Raw genomic sequence first — 15,923 nt, 5'->3', positions numbered from 1 at the left:
ATCAAAATCTGCTCGTTCGATTAGTTCCCGGGCGCCCCCTTGCGCAGACTCCGCTCCATCAGAAATCCCAAAACCAATTAGATCGCCGGAGTATTTCCATGGAGCGAAATCTGAACACCTTGCGTATTCCGTTGGCGTTGGCCGCCGTGCTGGTTCTCAGCGCCTGCGGCAAGGGCCAGGAAGCGGCGCAGAACATGGCCGCCCCCAAGGTCAGCGTGGCGGACGTCATCGAACAACCGATCAACGAATGGGACGAGTTCACCGGCCGCCTGGAGGCTCCCGAGTCCGTCGAACTGCGTCCGCGCGTCTCCGGCTACATCGACCGCGTCGCCTTCCGTGAAGGCGCGCTGGTGAAGAAAGGCGACCTGCTGTTCCAGATCGACCCGCGGCCGTTCCAGGCCGAGGTCCATCGCCTGGAGGCCCAGCTGCAACAGGCTCGCGCCAACCAGACCCGTACCGTCAACGAAGCCTCCCGTGGCGATCGCCTGCGCGCCACCAATGCCATTTCCGCGGAACTCGCCGACGCCCGCACCGCCGCCGCCACCGAGGCGAAAGCCGTGGTCGCCGCGACCCAGGCGGAACTGGACAACGCCCGCCTGAACCTGTCGTTCACCCAGGTCACCGCGCCCATCGACGGCCGCGTCTCGCGCGCCGAAGTCACCGCCGGCAACCTGGTGAACAGCGGCGAAAGCGTGCTGACCACCCTGGTTTCCACCGACAAGGTCTACGCCTACTTCGACGCCGACGAGCGCGTCTACCTGAAGTACGTCGACCTCGCCCGCAAGGGTGGCCCGGACGCCCGTGGCACCAGCCCGGTGTATCTGGGCCTGACCGGCGAGGACGGCTTCCCCCACCAGGGCCGCCTGGACTTCCTCGACAACCAGGTCAACCCCAAGACCGGCACCATCCGTGGCCGCGCCGTGTTCGACAACGACGCCAACCAGTTCACCCCCGGCCTGTATGCCCGCATCAAGCTGGTCGGCAGTGGCACCTACCCCGCCGCGCTGATCAAGGACGAAGCGGTCGGCACGGACCTTGGCAAGAAGTTCGTGCTGGTGCTCGACAAGGACAGCAAGGTGCAGTACCGCGGCATCGAACTGGGCCCGAAACTCGAAGGCCTGCGCATCGTCCGCAGCGGCCTGGTGAAGGGTGACCGCATCGTGGTCAATGGCCTGCAACGGGTCCGCCCGGGCGCCCAGGTTGATGCCCAGGGTGTCGAGATGGCCAGCAAGGAAACCCTCGCCAACCTCGAAAGCCAGCGTCGCGCGCTGGAGAGCTTCGAGGCACCGAAGGTCGCCGAGAAATCGGCCAAGCCGGGTGCGCCGCGCGGCTGACCCCCCAACCCGTAATCCATGAACTGATGTACCAGGCCCTGTCCCACCAGGGCCTTGGGTGACCTTTGTCCCGGGTTTGGCGAACCGCAGCGTTCGCGACAGGAACCAGCCATGAACTTTTCGCAATTCTTCATCCAGCGGCCGATCTTCGCCGCCGTGCTGTCGCTGATCATCCTGATCGGCGGGGCCATCTCGCTGTTCCAGCTACCGATCAGCGAATACCCCGAGGTCGTGCCGCCCACCGTGGTGGTGCGCGCCAACTTCCCCGGCGCCAACCCCAAGGTGATCGGCGAGACCGTCGCCGCACCGCTGGAACAGGCCATCACCGGCGTCGAGAACATGCTCTACATGTCCTCGCAGTCCACCGCCGACGGCAAGATGACCCTGACCATCACCTTCGCTCTGGGCACCGACCTGGACAACGCGCAGGTGCAGGTGCAGAACCGTGTGACCCGCACGCAGCCCAAGCTGCCCGAGGAGGTCACGCGGATCGGCATTACCGTCGACAAGGCCTCGCCCGACCTGACCATGGTCGTGCACCTGACCTCGCCGGATAACCGCTACGACATGCTCTACCTGTCCAACTACGCCATCCTCAACATCAAGGATGAGCTGGCGCGCCTGGACGGCGTGGGCGACGTGCAGCTGTTCGGCATGGGCGACTACTCCCTGCGTGTCTGGCTGGACCCGAACAAGGTCGCCTCGCGCAACCTGACCGCCACCGACGTGGTCGCCGCGATCCGCGAACAGAACCGCCAGGTCGCCGCCGGTTCGCTGGGCGCCCCGCCCTCGCCGAGCGACACCAGCTTCCAGCTGTCGATCAACACCCAGGGTCGCCTGGTCACCGAGGAAGAGTTCGAGAACATCATCATCCGCAGCGGCCCGGACGGCGAGATCACCCGCCTGAAGGACATCGCCCGCGTCGAACTCGGCTCCAGCCAGTACGCCCTGCGCTCGCTGCTGGACAACCAGCCGGCGGTCGCCATCCCGATCTTCCAGCGCCCCGGGTCCAACGCCATCGCCATCTCCAACCTGGTGCGCGAGAAGATGGCCGAGCTGAAGAAGGACTTCCCCCAGGGCGTGGACTACTCCATCGTCTATGATCCGACCATCTTCGTTCGCGGCTCCATCGAAGCAGTGGTGCACACCCTGTTCGAAGCCCTGATCCTGGTGGTGCTGGTGGTCGTGCTGTTCCTGCAGACCTGGCGCGCCTCGATCATCCCACTGGCCGCCGTGCCGGTGTCGCTGATCGGCACCTTCGCGGTGATGCACGCCTTCGGCTTCTCGCTCAACGCGCTGTCGCTGTTCGGCCTGGTACTGGCCATCGGCATCGTGGTGGACGACGCCATCGTGGTGGTGGAGAACGTCGAGCGGAACATCGGGCTGGGCCTCACCCCCATCGAGGCGACCAAGCGCGCCATGAAGGAAGTGACCGGCCCGATCATCGCCACCGCGCTGGTACTGTGCGCCGTGTTCATCCCTACCGCGTTCATCTCCGGCCTCACCGGGCAGTTCTACCGGCAGTTCGCCTTGACCATCGCGATCTCCACGGTGATCTCCGCGTTCAACTCGCTGACCCTGTCGCCAGCGCTGTCCGCCGTGCTGCTCAAGGGGCACCACGAGCCGAAGGACCGCTTCTCGGTGCTGCTGGACAAGCTGCTGGGCGGCTGGCTGTTCCGTCCGTTCAACCGCTTCTTCGACCGCGCCAGCCACGGCTATGTCGGCACCGTCACCCGCGTGCTGCGTGGCAGCTCGATTGCGCTGCTGCTGTATGCGGGGCTGATCGGCCTGACCTACCTGGGCTTCTCCAGCACCCCGACCGGCTTCGTGCCGCAGCAGGACAAGCAGTACCTGGTGGCCTTCGCGCAACTGCCCGACGCCGCCACACTGGACCGCACGGAAGCTGTGATCAAGCGCATGTCGGAAATCGCCGGCAAGCACCCGGGTATCGAGCACACCGTGTCCTTCCCCGGCCTGTCGATCAACGGCTTCACCAACAGCCCCAACAGCGGCATCGTCTTCACCCCGCTCAAGGACTTCAGCGAGCGTAAAGGCCCGGGCATGTCGGCCAACGAGATCGCCGCCGAGCTGAACAAGCAGTTCGCCGATATCCAGGACGCCTACATCGCGATCTTCCCGCCACCGCCGGTACAGGGGCTGGGCACCATCGGTGGCTTCCGCCTGCAGATCGAGGACCGTGGCAACGCCGGTTACGAGGAGCTCTACGCGCAGACCCAGAACATCCTCAACAAGGCCCGCGCGCTGCCGGAGCTGAACCCCATGTCGGTGTTCACCAGCTACCAGGTGAACGTGCCGCAGGTGGATGCCGCCATCGACCGCGAGAAGGCCAAGACCCACGGGGTGGCGATCAGCGACATTTTCGACACCCTGCAGGTCTACTTAGGCTCGCTGTACGCGAACGACTTCAACCGCTTCGGCCGCACCTACCAGGTGAACGTCCAGGGCGAGCAGCAGTTCCGTCTCGAACCCGAGCAGATCGGCCAGCTGAAGGTGCGCAACAACCTGGGTGAAATGGTTCCGCTGGCGACCTTCATCAAGATCAGCGACACCTCCGGCCCCGACCGCGTGATGCACTACAACGGCTTCATCACCGCCGAGATCAACGGCGCTGCCGCACCGGGCTACAGCTCCGGCCAGGCCGAGGCTGCCATCGAGCGCCTGCTCAAGCAGGAGCTGCCCAATGGCATGACCTACGAATGGACCGAGCTGACCTACCAGCAGATCCTCGCCGGCAACTCCGCGATCTACGTGTTCCCGCTCTGCGTGCTGCTCGCCTTCCTGGTGCTGGCCGCGCTGTACGAGAGCTGGGGCCTGCCGCTGGCGGTGATCCTGATCGTGCCGATGACCCTGCTGTCGGCCATCGCGGGCGTGATCCTGTCCGGTGGCGACAACAACATCTTCACCCAGATCGGCCTGATCGTACTGGTGGGTCTGGCGTGCAAGAACGCGATCCTGATCGTCGAGTTCGCCAAGGACAAGCAGGACGAAGGCATGGACCGCCTGAGCGCGGTACTGGAAGCCTGCCGCCTGCGTCTGCGGCCGATCCTGATGACCTCCATCGCCTTCATCATGGGCGTGGTGCCCCTGGTGCTGTCGTCCGGCGCCGGCGCCGAAATGCGCCATGCCATGGGTGTCGCGGTGTTCTCCGGGATGCTCGGCGTGACCTTCTTCGGCCTGCTGCTGACCCCGGTCTTCTATGTGCTGATCCGCCGCTTCATGGAAGCTCGTGAGGCGAAGAAACAGGAACGCGCCGCCCTGAGCCACACGACCAATAACGAGGCCCACCAGGCATGAGCGTCATGACCATCAATGCTGTGAGCAAGAGTGCCGTGAAACTGTTCGTCCCTTCCCTGCTCGCGCTGGCCCTCAGCGCGTGCATGGTCGGCCCCGACTACCAGAAGCCGGACACCGCGCCGGCCCAACTGGACAGCAACGCCCAGGCGCAGAACTACGACCGCACCCGCTTCGAAGACGCCTGGTGGAAACAGTTCGATGACCCGGTGCTGACCCAGCTGGTCGACCAGGCCCTCAAGGAAAACCGCGAGCTGCGCGTGGCCTATGCCCGCGTGCTGGCTTCGCGGGCGATCCGCGACGACGTTGCCAATGACCGTTTCCCCACGGTCACCAGCCGCGCCGAAGGCCAGGTTGGCAAGGGCCAGGTGCCCGGCCAGACCGAGGACCGGGTGAACCAGGAGCGCTACGACCTGGGCCTGGACATGATCTGGGAAGTCGACCTGTTCGGCCGCGTGCGTCGCCAGCTGGAATCCAGCGACGCGCAGAGCGAAGCCATAGTCGCCGACCTGCAGCAGTTGCAGGTCAGCCTGATCGCCGAGCTGGCCGATGCCTATGGACAGCTGCGCGGTGCGCAACTGCGCGAGAGCATCGCCAAGAGCAACCTGGACAACCAGCGCGAGTCCCGTGACCTGACCATCCAGCTGCGCGACGCCGGCGTCGGCAGCGAACTGGACGTGCAGCGTGCCGAAGCGCGCCTGGCTTCCACCGAAGCCAGCGTGCCGCAACTGCAGGCCGAGGAAGTACGCCAGCGCAACCGCATCGCCACCCTCCTCGGCCAGCGCCCGGACGCGCTGAGCGTGGACCTGTGGCCGAAGAAACTGCCGGCCATCGCCAAGGCCCTGCCCATTGGTGATCCGGGCGAGCTGCTGCGTCGCCGGCCGGACGTCGCCTCCGCCGAACGCCGCCTGGCGGCCGCCACCGCGGACGTGGGCGTGGCCACCGCCGACCTGTTCCCGAAAGTCAGCCTCGGCGGCTTCCTCGGCTACACCGCCGGGCGTGGTTCGCAGATCGGCTCGTCCGCCGCCAGCGCCTGGGGCGTGGCCCCGAGCATCACCTGGGCGGCCTTTGACCTGGGCAGCGTGCGGGCCCGCCTGCGCGCCTCCAAGGCCGATGCCGACGGCGCCCTGGCGACCTACGAGCAGCAGGTCCTGCTGGCGCTGGAAGAGTCGTCGAACGCCTTCAGCGACTACGGCAAGCGCCAGCAGCGCCTGGTGTCGCTGGTGCGTCAGTCCGAAGCCAGCCGCAATGCCGCGCAACAGGCCGGCCTGCAATACCGCGAGGGCACCGTGGACTTCCTCAACCTGCTGGACGCCGAGCGCGAACAGCTGGCCGCCGAGGACGCCCAGGCCCTGGCGGAAGTCGACGTGTATCGCGGCATCGTGGCGATCTACAAGGCCCTTGGCGGCGGCTGGCAGCCGACGCCGGCAGCCTGATCGATCCTCCCCGGTCGGGAATCTCCCGACCTTCTGACCCCGCGGTCTGACGCTCCGGACCGCGGGGCTTTTTTATGCCCGCCGCCAGGCAGTTCCCGCGCAGCCGGTCACTTTCTGCCCCACGCAGGCAAGCCCCAAGGACGCCGGTTCGAGAATCTGTCAGAAACCCAGATGTCGATCAGTGTTTTCCGATAGCAAATAAAAATAAGCTGAAGCCGGTTCGAATTCAGAATTCACTGACATCAAGAATCAGGGAAGCCGCTCAGTGCTCAACAACGAGGTCGAGAGAAGTCCACCATCCTCCGGCGACAGCGAGCTGTGCCGGCTCCTCCTCGGCGTCAGACGCGGCGAGGTCGTCCACCCTCGTTTGAAGTGGCTGCTGGTACACCTCGGATTCGCCGAACGGCGCGGCCTGCAGCTTGCCCTCACGGGCAAGGGCCGGCTCCTGCTGGAGACCTGAGCTTGGGCTGAGCGCCGCGGGCCGCTATGATCCGGACCGACTTGCCAGGGATCAAAGGAGTTCGGTCCTGCTCTGGCCTAGACTCTCTATATCGGATATTTCAGACAAGGACACGCCGTGGACGCCACTGCCCATTTCATCCCGCTGGACCCCACGTCTCTCTTCATCACCCTCGGCATCATCGTCTTCGGCATGTTCATGCTGGGCATCGGCTTCACCATCCGCCATCGCCCGGTGGGCGTGTTCCTGATGTGGGTCGGCACGCTGAGCATGCTGTCGATCATTGCCTACCGCATCTACATCGCTACCTCGGTGTAACGATGCAGGCAAAAAAATGGCGCCCTCGGGGCGCCATTTTCGTTTCAGCCAGCCTCAGTGCTGCATCGCCCGCGCATAGCCTTTGGGCGAGAAGCGCAGGGTCACGCCCAGCATCAGCACCACCGACACCGCCAGCAGGACCCAGGAAGCCTGGAAGCTGCCGGTGCTGTCGCGCAGCCAGCCGGTGACGTAAGGCACGATGCCGGTGACGATGAAGCCAATGCCCTGCACGAAGGCCGCCAGGCGCCCGGCTGCGCCGGCGTCGGCGAGGTGGTCCAGGGTCAGGGTCAGGCTCAGGGCGAAGCAGGCGCCCAGGCCGTAGCCGATCATCGCCACCCAGATGCCCGGCAGGTGCAGCGGCGCGCAGATCAGCCCGACGAAGCCGGCGAGTTGGATCAGCAAGCACAGGCACAGCCAGCCACGGCGATCCAGCGAGCGGCGGATCAGCAGCGGGATGGTCAGCGCGGCGATCACCTGGAAGATGGTCATCAGGCCGATCAGCTGGCCGCTGGCCTGTGCCGTCCAGCCAAGCTGGCGGTAATACACCGGCAACCAGGCCACCATGCTGGTGTAGCCGCCGTTGATCAGGCCGAAGTACAAGGCCAGCAGCCAGGCGCGACGGCTGCCGAAATAGTGCTGCACCTTCTGCCTGGGCGGCGCGGCCACCGGCGTCTCGCGCGGGCGGGCGACGGACCACAGCAGCAGGCCGACGACAGCCAGCAGCAGCCAGGCGCCGAGGCCGTCCTGCCAGCGGTGGAAGTGCTCCGATACCACCGGCGCCAGTACGGCCGCGCTGCCGCCGCCGGCCATCAGCGATGCCGAGTAGAGGCCCATGGCGGACGGTACCTTGTGCGGGAACCAGCGTTTGATCACGCCCGGCACGAACGCCTGGATCACCGCCACGCCGCAGCCCGCCAGCACCGCGCTGGCGATCAGTGCGAAGCCGCTGTCCAGCAGCAGCCGCCAGAAGCAGGCCGCACCAATGGCCAGCAGGCCGAGCACCATGCCGCGGCTCTCGCCCAGGCGCGGGCCTACCCACGGCAGGCCCAGGGCGAACAGGCCCATGCACAGCACCGGCAACACCGTCAGCATCGACAGGCCCTGGAAGCCCAGGCCGGTGGCATCGTGGATATCGGCCAGCAGCGGGCCGATGGAGGTGAGGATCGGCCGCAGGTTGATGCCCAGCGCGACTATCACCAGCAGGCCGATCCAGCCGGCGTGGCTGCTCTGCCCCGCCGCTTCACCCTGGGCCGGCAGCGTCATGCCGCGGCTCATGAGCGCTGCTCCTGCCAATGGTTGTAGAGACCCTCTTCACCGCTCGGACGCAGCGCGCGCAGCGGTACCGATTGCCACTGCGGCGGCTGGGTCATCTGCTGGTACACGGCGGCAGTCGACAGCCCGAACGGCTCGCCATCGTCGTTGGAATAGGCGAAGTACGCGCCCTCCACGCCGCACAGGTGCATGGCCGCCAGGCACATCGGGCATGGGTGGCCGCTGGCGTAGATCACGCAGCCGTCCAGCCGCGACATGCCCAGCACCGCCGAGGCACGGCGGATCGCCAGCAGCTCGGCGTGGGCGGTGGGGTCGAAATCCAGGTGGATGGAGTTGGCGGCGCGGGCGATCACCCGGCCGTCCTTGACGAGCACGGCGCCGAACGGGCGGCCGCCGGCCTCGATGTTGTCGCGGGCCAGTTGCAGGGCCTCGCGCATGAAGACTTCGTGTGACATGGCAGTTTCCAGCGAATCGGTTCGATCAATGCGCGCCGGCGACTTCCAGCATCCTGGCGATGGTGGTCTGGTTGCGCTGGCGGGCGTGTTGCAGCGGCGTGACGCCGTCGTTGTCGGCCAGGTTCAGGTTCGCCCCGGCTTCTATGAGTTGTTTCACGATGGCCTGGTGACGCGGGCCGCCGTCGCTGAGCAGGATGGCTTCGAGCAGCCCGGTCCAGCCCAGCTTGTTGACGTGATCGGGGTCGACGCCGGCCTTGAGCAGTGTCGCTACCACCTCCACATGGCCGCGCTCGCAGGCCGGGATCAGTGCCGTGCCGCCATAGCGGTTGGTGCTGCGCAGGTCGGCGCCGTGGGCCAGGGTCAGCCGGAGGATCTCCAGGCGCCCCGCCGCACCGGCCAGCAGGTAGGCGCTGTCATGGATACGGTTCTGCCGGTTGACGTCGGCGCCAGCGGCAATCAGCAGCCGCGCGACTTCCACACGGTTGCCGGCGGTGGCCAGCAGCAGCGGCGTGTTGCCCTGCCCGTCACTCACATCCACCGGTACGCCGCGTTTGAGCAGGGCCGCCACCTCGGCTTCGCGACCGTCGCTGGCAGCGCCCAATAGCGAGTCTGCGGCGGCACGGCTGTGCACGTCCTCGGTCTGAACAATCGGCATTTCCATGGGCGCTCCCCCGTGATGGCTGTCGTGCCTCTAATCAATGCAGCCAGTATGACGAAGGGATGTTCTATGCTGAAATTAAATAGAAACATGACTTTCAGTGGGAATCGCAATGCTTGATCCCAACCTGCTGCGCAGCTTCGTGATGGTGGTGGACGCCGGCAACTTCACCCGCGCCGCCGAGTTGCTGCACCTCACCCAGTCCACCGTCAGCCAGCAGATCCTGCGGCTGGAGCAGAGCCTGGACTGCCGCCTGCTGGACCGCAGCCAGCGCCAGGTGCTGCCCACCGAACAGGGCGAGCAGCTGCTGGGCTACGCGCGGCGCATCCTCGAACTCGGCTCGGAGGCACGCGAGGCGCTGAGCAGCGAGCACAGCGAAGGCGTGCTGCGCCTGGGTATGCCGGAGGACTTCGCCGGCGAACGGATGATGCCGCTGCTGGCGGCCTTCAGCGCAGAACGCCCGAGGCTGCGCCTGGAAGTCTCCAGCGGTCTCAGCCAGGAACTGCTGCGCCAGTACCGCAGCGGCGAACTGGACCTGGCGCTGGTCAAGCAATGGGGCGCGGACAGCGACTGCCTGGCCCACTGGCCCGAACCCCTGGCCTGGCAGGACAGCGCCGCCACCCCTGCCGCCACCCGTGATCCGCTGCCGCTGGTGGTCTTCCCGCTGGGGGCGCTGTATCGCCAGGAGATGATCCACGCCCTGGAAGCCAGCGGCCGGCGCTGGCGCATCAGCTACAGCAGCGCCAGTCTGGCGAGCCTTTCAGCGGCGGTGGCGGCGGGCATGGGCGTCAGCCTGCTGCCCCTGCGCGGCCGTCACGAAGGCCATCGCGTGCTGACCGCCGAGGAAGGTTTCGCCCCCATCGAGGGGCTGGAACTGGCGCTTTATGCGCGCCCGGAGCTGGGCAGCGCCGGACGCAGCCTGTGCGAGCAACTGCGCGAACTGTGCGCGCAGCTCGCAGCGACCGCGCCGGAAAACTGAAGGGCTCAGGCCGGCGTGCCGAGACGCTCGAGAAACTGTTCGGCCGGCACCGGCTTGCCGAGCAGGAAGCCCTGCAGCGAGTCGCAGCCCAGGCGGGTGAGGAAGTTCTGCTGCCCCGAGGTTTCCACGCCCTCGGCGACGATGCGCAGGTCCAGCGCCTGGCCCAGGGCGACGATGGCCGAGACGATGGCCGCGTCGTCGCTGTCCTGCTCCAGGTCGCGGACAAAGCCGCGGTCGATCTTCAGCTCGTTGGCCGGCAGGCGCTTGAGGTAGAGCAGGCTGGAGTAGCCGGTGCCGAAGTCGTCGATGGACAGGTCGACGCCCATGTCCGACAGCCTGCCGAGGATTTCCAGGCTGGAGTCGGCGTCGCGCATGGCGGTGGTCTCGGTGATCTCCAGGGTCAGGCAGCGCGCCGGCAGCTGGTGGCGCTGCAGCGCGTCGGCCACCGACTGCACCAGGGCCGCATGGCAGAACTGCAGCGCCGAGAGATTCACCGCCACACGCCAGCTTTCATGGCCCTGCAGGTACCACTCGCGCATCTGCCGGCAGGCTTCGTCCAGCACCCAGTCACCGATGGGGATGATCAGCCCGGTGCGCTCGGCCAAGGCGATGAAGGTGTCAGGCATCAGCAGGCCACGCTGCGGATGCTGCCAGCGCAGCAGCGCCTCGGCGCCGATGGGCTCGCCGCTGGCGGCGAACTTGGGCTGGTAATGCAGGATGAACTCGCGACGCTCCAGGGCCGCGCGCAGGTCGTGCAGCAACTGCAGGTGGTTGCGCGCGTTGGTGTTCATCGACTGCTCGAAGAAGCTGTAGCCGTTCTTGCCGTTGCCCTTGGCGTGGTACATCGCCGCGTCGGCGTTGCGCAGCAGTTCATGCTGGCTGGCGCCGTCGCCGGGATAGACCACGATGCCGATGCTGGCGGCGATGCGCAGCTCCTGCCCGGCGACCTGGAACGGCTGGGCCAGCAGGCTGATCTGCTGCCCGGCGACGGTCACAGCGTCCTCGGCCTCGGCCAGTTCGGCGAGCACCACGAACTCGTCGCCGCCGATGCGCGCCACGGTGTCTTCGCTGCGCAGGCTGTCGCGCAGGCGCTGGGCCACAGCCTTGAGCAGCAGGTCGCCGACATGGTGGCCGAAGGCATCGTTGACCGGCTTGAAGCCGTCGAGGTCGAGGAACATCAGCGCGAAGTGCCCGCCGCCGCGCTGCACCTTGCCGATCATCTGCTCGATGCGGTCTTCCAGCAGGATGCGGTTGGGCAGGCGCGTGAGGTTGTCGTGCAGGGCGAGCTGGGTCAGTTCCTGGTTGGCCAGGGCCAGCGACGAAGTGAGCTGCGCCGTGCGCGACTCCAGCCGTGCGTCCAGCACCGAGGTGAGCAGCGCGATGCCGATCACCGCCAGGGTGACGATGATGATCAGCAGCGCCAGCCAGTCACTGTTCAACCCGCTGGGGGAGGCGCCGCAGAAGCTGCCCGCGGGGAAACGCGCGGCCGCCATGCCGGTGTAGTGCATGCCGACTATGGCCACACCCATCACCAGCGCCGCGCCAGCACGGGCCAGGCGCACGTAGGGCGTGTTCTGCCGCAGTTTGAAGGCAATCCACAGTGCCGCGCCGGAAGCCGCCACGGCGATCGCCAGGGACAGGCCGAACAGCGCCGGGTCGTAATCGATACCCGGCTGCATCAGCATCGCGTACATGCCCAGGTAGTGCATGCAGCTGATCCCGGTGCCCATGGCCAGCGCGCCGCAGATCAGCTGCCAGAGCGGCAGGCGATCCTGGCTGACCAGCGCCAGGGCGAAGCCCGAGCTGAGCACGGCAATGGCCAGCGACAGCAGCGTCAGGGTGAGGTCGTAACCCAGTGGGATGGGCAGGCTGAAGGCGAGCATGCCGATGAAGTGCATCGACCACACGCCGATGCCCATGGCCACCCCGCCGCCGCCGATCCACAGCAGCACCGGCCAGCCACGAGTGGTCGCGATGCGCCCGGCCAGGTCCAGGGCCGTGTAGGACGCCAGCATGGCGACACACAGCGAAATCAGGACAAGGGAGGGATCGTAACTACCGGCAAGCATGGGAAATCTCGGTGCCCGTGGGGCGGGCGCAAAAGTGCGGAATTCTAGCGAAGACCGGTGAAGAGGAACCAGCGCTTCCGGTGGAATTTCTATCGGCGTGCCCGCAGCTGCCTTGAGCCCGTTCGGCGGCTCGCCAGAATGATCCACCGCAGGCTCTGGCCGGCGCAACCGGCTACCCTTGCAGAGTCCCCCACAACCGGAGCCGCTTCCCTTGGCGAAGCAACCCTCGATCCTCACCCTGCCGTTCCGCCGCCTGGCCAACCCCTACACCCGCTACCGCTACGCCGCCTGGATTCACTGCGTGCGCGTCGGCCTCGCGCTGCTCGCCTCGATGCTGCTGACCAGCGCGCTGAAATTGCCCCACGGTCTCTGGGCCTCGGTGACGGTGCTGGTGGTGATGGGTGGGCTGGTGCACCAGGGGACGATCCGCGGCAAGTCCTACGAGCGGGTGATGGGCACTCTGGTGGGTGCGGCGCTGGGGCTGTGTGTGATCGCGATCTACGACCAGACCCGTTCGCTCACCCTCACCTACCTGGCCATGTCGGTGCTGGGCGCGGCCTCGGCCTTCTATGCGATCCGCCGGCCCGGCTACGTCGCGCTGCTGGCGGGGATAACCATGTGCATCGTCGCCGGTCCCGGTGAGACGGGCTTCACCGAAGGGCTGTGGCGTTCGGCCAACGTGCTGATCGGCGTCGCTGTAGCCCTGCTGTTCTCGCAGATCTACCCGCTGCGGGCGGTCTATGTCTGGCGCTACCTGCTCTCGGACAACCTGCGTGCCTGCGCGCGGATGTACGGGCAGCTGTCGTCCAACCACGACTTCACCCCCGAGCATTTCGCCCGCCAGCTGGAGGAGCTGGACCACCGTCTGGTGGCATCGCGTGCACACCTGGGGCCGGTGTCGCGGGAGACCGGCATGCCGCTGCGCGAGCTGGAGATTCTCCAGCGCATCCACCGCGCGATCATGGGCACCCTGGAATCGCTGATCGCCTCACGGCAGTTCGCCGCCGAGGCCGGGGAGATAGAACCGGTGCCGGCCAGCCTCGACAGCCACCGGCAGATCATCGGCCGCCTGCTGCTGCAATCGGCCCATGCCCTCAAGTTCAGTCGCACCAGCAAGCTGGTGCAGGCCTGCCAGGGTCTGGAAAACCTCCCGGTGCGGCCGCACAACCTGACCGACTCCTTCGAGAAGCAGGGCTTCTACTGGCTCACGCTGCGTCTCTATGAACAGGTGGAGATGCTTTCGGAAAAGCTCGCCGCCACCTCCGGGCACTGGAACATCCAGAGCAGAGATAGAGTTTGATTGCGCGAGCTAGAGCAGAACAAGGCGAAAAATGCCACGGACGCGGAGTTTGCAGATTGCAAATGAGCAGTCCGGGGCATTTTTCAACGCAGTTATGCCGACGCGCAGCCAATCAAGCCCCGAAGCCGCCGTCGATGGTCAGGCTGGCACCGGTAATGTAGCCCGCTTCCGGGCCGGCCAGGTAGGCGACGAAGGCGGCGATTTCTTCCGCGCGGCCATAACGACCCACCGCCATCAGGTCCATCAGGGAGGCCGCGAAGTCGCTGTCGGCCGGGTTCATGTCGGTATCCACCGGGCCGGGCTGCACGTTGTTCACGGTGATGCCGCGCGGGCCGAGGTCACGGGCCAGGCCCTTGGTCAGGCCGACGATAGCCGACTTGCTCATGGCGTAGACCGCGCCGCCGCCGAAGGGCATGCGGTCGGCGTTGGTGCTGCCGATGGTGATGATGCGCCCGCCCTGCCCCATGTGCCGCGCGGCGGCCTGGGTGGCGACGAAGACGCTGCGCACGTTCACCGCCAGGGTGCGATCGAGGTCTTCCAGGCTGAATTCTTCCACCGGGGCGATGGCCAGCACGCCGGCGTTGTTCACCAGGATGTCGATGCCGCCCAGGCGCTGGGCCGCGGTGTCGATGGCCTGTTGCACCGAAGCTGCATCGCCGCTGTCTGCTTTCAGCGCCAGGGCGCGGCCGCCGCCGGCTTCGATGCTGGCGGCGAGGTCTTCGGCCTTCTGCGCCGAGCTGACGTACGTGAAGGCCACGGCAGCGCCTTCGCGGGCCAGGCGCTGCACGATGGCGGCGCCGATGCCACGGGAGCCGCCCTGTACGAAAGCGACTTTGCCGGCGAGAGGTTGATGGGTTTGCGTGGTGGTCATTTCGTGTCTCCAGGAATCCAGTGGGGGAGTAAGTTCGACGGGGCCAGTTTCCCTCGCGGACTCGTTACTCGGTAGCCAGCAATCGCTATATTCAGTCGATACCAAACGTCCGGAATACCACCCATGGAAAGCCTGATCAGTATCGAATGCTTCGTCCGCAGCGCCGAGGCCGGCAGCTTCGCCGCCGCCGCGAGAAACCTGGGGCTGACGCCCGCGGCGGTGAGCAAGAACGTGGCAAGGCTGGAGAGCAACCTGGGCGTGCGGCTGTTCCAGCGTAGTACCCGCAGCCTGACACTGACCGAATCCGGCGCGCGATTTCTCGACGAAGCAAGCGGTGGCCTGGCCAGCCTGCAGAGCGCCATCGCCAATCTGGCCAGCGCCGACGGCCAGCCCAGCGGCATGCTGAAGGTGAGCATGGGGCTGGTGTTCGGCCGCGACTACATATTGCCGCTGCTGGGCGACTTCCTCGGGCGCTACCCGGCGATCCGCCCGGATTGGCACTTCGACAACCGCCAGGTCGACCTTATCGCCGAAGGCTTCGACGCGGCCATCGGCGGCGGCTTCGAGCTTCCGCCCGGCGTCGTGGCGCGCAAGCTGAGCCCGGCGCACCTGGTGCTGCTGGCCTCGCCAGCCTACCTCGACGGCCGCCCGGCAATCCGCTATCCGTCGGACCTGCCCAGCCACGACGGCATCCGCATCCGCTCGCCGCAGACCGGCCGCGTGCGGCCCTGGCCGCTGACCAACCGCCAGCAGGCCCAGGCGCCGATCTCACTGAAGGAACGCATGACCTTCAGCGACCCGGAAGCCGCCTGTGTCGCCGCACTGATGGGCCTGGGGGTAACCCTGGTGAGCATGCAGCACGCCGTGCCCTACCTCGACAGCGGGCGCCTGGTGCGCGTGCTGCCGGAGTGGTATGTGGACGCCGGCAACACCGCGCTCTACTACGCCGCGCAGAAACTGCTGCCGGCCAAGACGCGGGTCTTCGTCGATTACGTCATCGAGCACTTCCGCAGCCAGGGCCTGGAGCAGCGCTTCAGTGCGCTGTGAAGCGCTACGACCTCGACCCTTGTTGCGAAAATTGAAATGAATCTTGCCAGTCGCCAGCGGGTCGATACTTAGCAAGCTACGCAGACCAGAAGCTTGCGCATCGAGAATCGAGGAGAACCTGGATGAAAAAATATGCCCTGCTCCTGGCCATGATGTTTTCCGTACCGGCCTTCGCTGATAGCGCGCTGTGCGACGGCAACCTGCAGCAGATCAACGACTTCCTCAAGACCGCCAGCAAGAACGCGACCGGCGTGAAGGTCAATACGGTCCACGAGTACGTCGCCAAGGCCGAGGCGGCGAAGAAGGCCGGCAACTACGAGGAGTGCGTCAACCAGTCGAGCCAGGCGCTGCGCGTGATCAAGAAGCCCGCCAACCGCTGAGGGCTCCGCAATGAAAACAGGCCGCAGCAGCG

The 15,923-nt window shown here is 66.6% G+C and carries 14 protein-coding genes; 9 read left to right on the top strand and 5 right to left on the bottom strand.

All coding sequences use genetic code 11. The annotated features are described in order from the left end of the window. Positions 1–98 precede the first annotated feature (98 nt). The 5 genes from mexE (at position 99) to IB261_RS12270 (ending at position 6,860) form a co-directional block, all read left to right on the top strand. The gene (gene mexE / locus IB261_RS12290; RefSeq protein WP_192223124.1) at positions 99–1,334 is read left to right on the top strand and encodes a multidrug efflux RND transporter periplasmic adaptor subunit MexE; all 1,236 of its coding nucleotides are present in this window, start codon (positions 99–101) and stop codon (positions 1,332–1,334) included. Positions 1,335–1,445: 111 nt separating this feature from the next. Then, entirely contained in the window at positions 1,446–4,649 is a 3,204-nt protein-coding gene (locus IB261_RS12285; protein ID WP_081516797.1) for an efflux RND transporter permease subunit, read from the top strand. Positions 4,650–4,654: 5 nt separating this feature from the next. After that, positions 4,655–6,082 (top strand): efflux transporter outer membrane subunit, encoded by a 1,428-nt coding sequence (locus tag IB261_RS12280; protein WP_192382973.1) that lies wholly within the window; start codon positions 4,655–4,657, stop codon positions 6,080–6,082. Between the two features lie 265 nt (positions 6,083–6,347). Next, positions 6,348–6,542 (top strand): hypothetical protein, encoded by a 195-nt coding sequence (locus IB261_RS12275; protein ID WP_192382974.1) that lies wholly within the window; start codon positions 6,348–6,350, stop codon positions 6,540–6,542. Between the two features lie 117 nt (positions 6,543–6,659). Then, positions 6,660–6,860, top strand: a complete 201-nt coding sequence (locus tag IB261_RS12270; protein ID WP_192383258.1) for a hypothetical protein — start codon at positions 6,660–6,662, stop codon at positions 6,858–6,860. A 54-nt stretch (positions 6,861–6,914) separates the two neighbouring features. On the opposite strand, the gene IB261_RS12265 is transcribed toward IB261_RS12270, so the two are convergent. From IB261_RS12265 to IB261_RS12255, 3 genes are read right to left on the bottom strand one after another with little or no spacing between them, the layout of a single operon-like run. Further along, the gene (locus tag IB261_RS12265) at positions 6,915–8,135 is read right to left on the bottom strand and encodes a CynX/NimT family MFS transporter (protein ID WP_192382975.1); all 1,221 of its coding nucleotides are present in this window, start codon (positions 8,133–8,135) and stop codon (positions 6,915–6,917) included. Next, positions 8,132–8,587, bottom strand: a complete 456-nt coding sequence (locus IB261_RS12260; protein WP_138216536.1) for a nucleoside deaminase — start codon at positions 8,585–8,587, stop codon at positions 8,132–8,134. Before IB261_RS12260 ends, IB261_RS12265 begins: the two co-directional genes overlap by 4 nt. A 25-nt stretch (positions 8,588–8,612) precedes the next feature. Next, on the bottom strand, positions 8,613–9,248 hold the full coding sequence (locus IB261_RS12255; RefSeq protein WP_151186733.1) for an ankyrin repeat domain-containing protein: 636 nt from the start codon (positions 9,246–9,248) through the stop codon (positions 8,613–8,615). A 109-nt stretch (positions 9,249–9,357) separates the two neighbouring features. Here IB261_RS12255 and IB261_RS12250 point away from each other — a divergent pair, with 109 nt between their 5' ends. Further along, the gene (locus IB261_RS12250) at positions 9,358–10,224 is read left to right on the top strand and encodes a LysR family transcriptional regulator (protein ID WP_192382976.1); all 867 of its coding nucleotides are present in this window, start codon (positions 9,358–9,360) and stop codon (positions 10,222–10,224) included. 5 nt (positions 10,225–10,229) lie between these two features. On the opposite strand, the gene IB261_RS12245 is transcribed toward IB261_RS12250, so the two are convergent. Continuing rightward, positions 10,230–12,293, bottom strand: a complete 2,064-nt coding sequence (locus IB261_RS12245; protein ID WP_151186731.1) for a putative bifunctional diguanylate cyclase/phosphodiesterase — start codon at positions 12,291–12,293, stop codon at positions 10,230–10,232. A 211-nt stretch (positions 12,294–12,504) separates the two neighbouring features. On the opposite strand from IB261_RS12245, the gene IB261_RS12240 reads away from it, so the two are divergent. After that, complete coding sequence (locus IB261_RS12240; protein WP_192382977.1) at positions 12,505–13,593, top strand: FUSC family protein; 1,089 nt, start codon at positions 12,505–12,507, stop codon at positions 13,591–13,593. Positions 13,594–13,705: 112 nt separating this feature from the next. Here IB261_RS12240 and IB261_RS12235 read toward each other — a convergent pair whose 3' ends face one another. Next, entirely contained in the window at positions 13,706–14,464 is a 759-nt protein-coding gene (locus IB261_RS12235; RefSeq protein WP_081516790.1) for a 3-oxoacyl-ACP reductase family protein, read from the bottom strand. 123 nt (positions 14,465–14,587) lie between these two features. Between IB261_RS12235 and IB261_RS12230 the strand changes: the two genes are divergently transcribed. Both IB261_RS12230 and IB261_RS12225 read left to right on the top strand, forming a co-directional pair. Further along, the gene (locus IB261_RS12230) at positions 14,588–15,511 is read left to right on the top strand and encodes a LysR family transcriptional regulator (protein ID WP_081516789.1); all 924 of its coding nucleotides are present in this window, start codon (positions 14,588–14,590) and stop codon (positions 15,509–15,511) included. A gap of 122 nt (positions 15,512–15,633) precedes the next feature. Continuing rightward, entirely contained in the window at positions 15,634–15,891 is a 258-nt protein-coding gene (locus tag IB261_RS12225; RefSeq protein ID WP_192382978.1) for a PA2433 domain-containing protein, read from the top strand. The last annotated feature ends 32 nt before the right edge of the window (positions 15,892–15,923 follow it).

Origin of the sequence: Pseudomonas sp. PDM20, assembly GCF_014852575.3 — a bacterium.
In the GTDB taxonomy this organism is placed as follows: domain Bacteria; phylum Pseudomonadota; class Gammaproteobacteria; order Pseudomonadales; family Pseudomonadaceae; genus Pseudomonas.
This window is presented reverse-complemented; position numbering and strand designations above follow the sequence as displayed.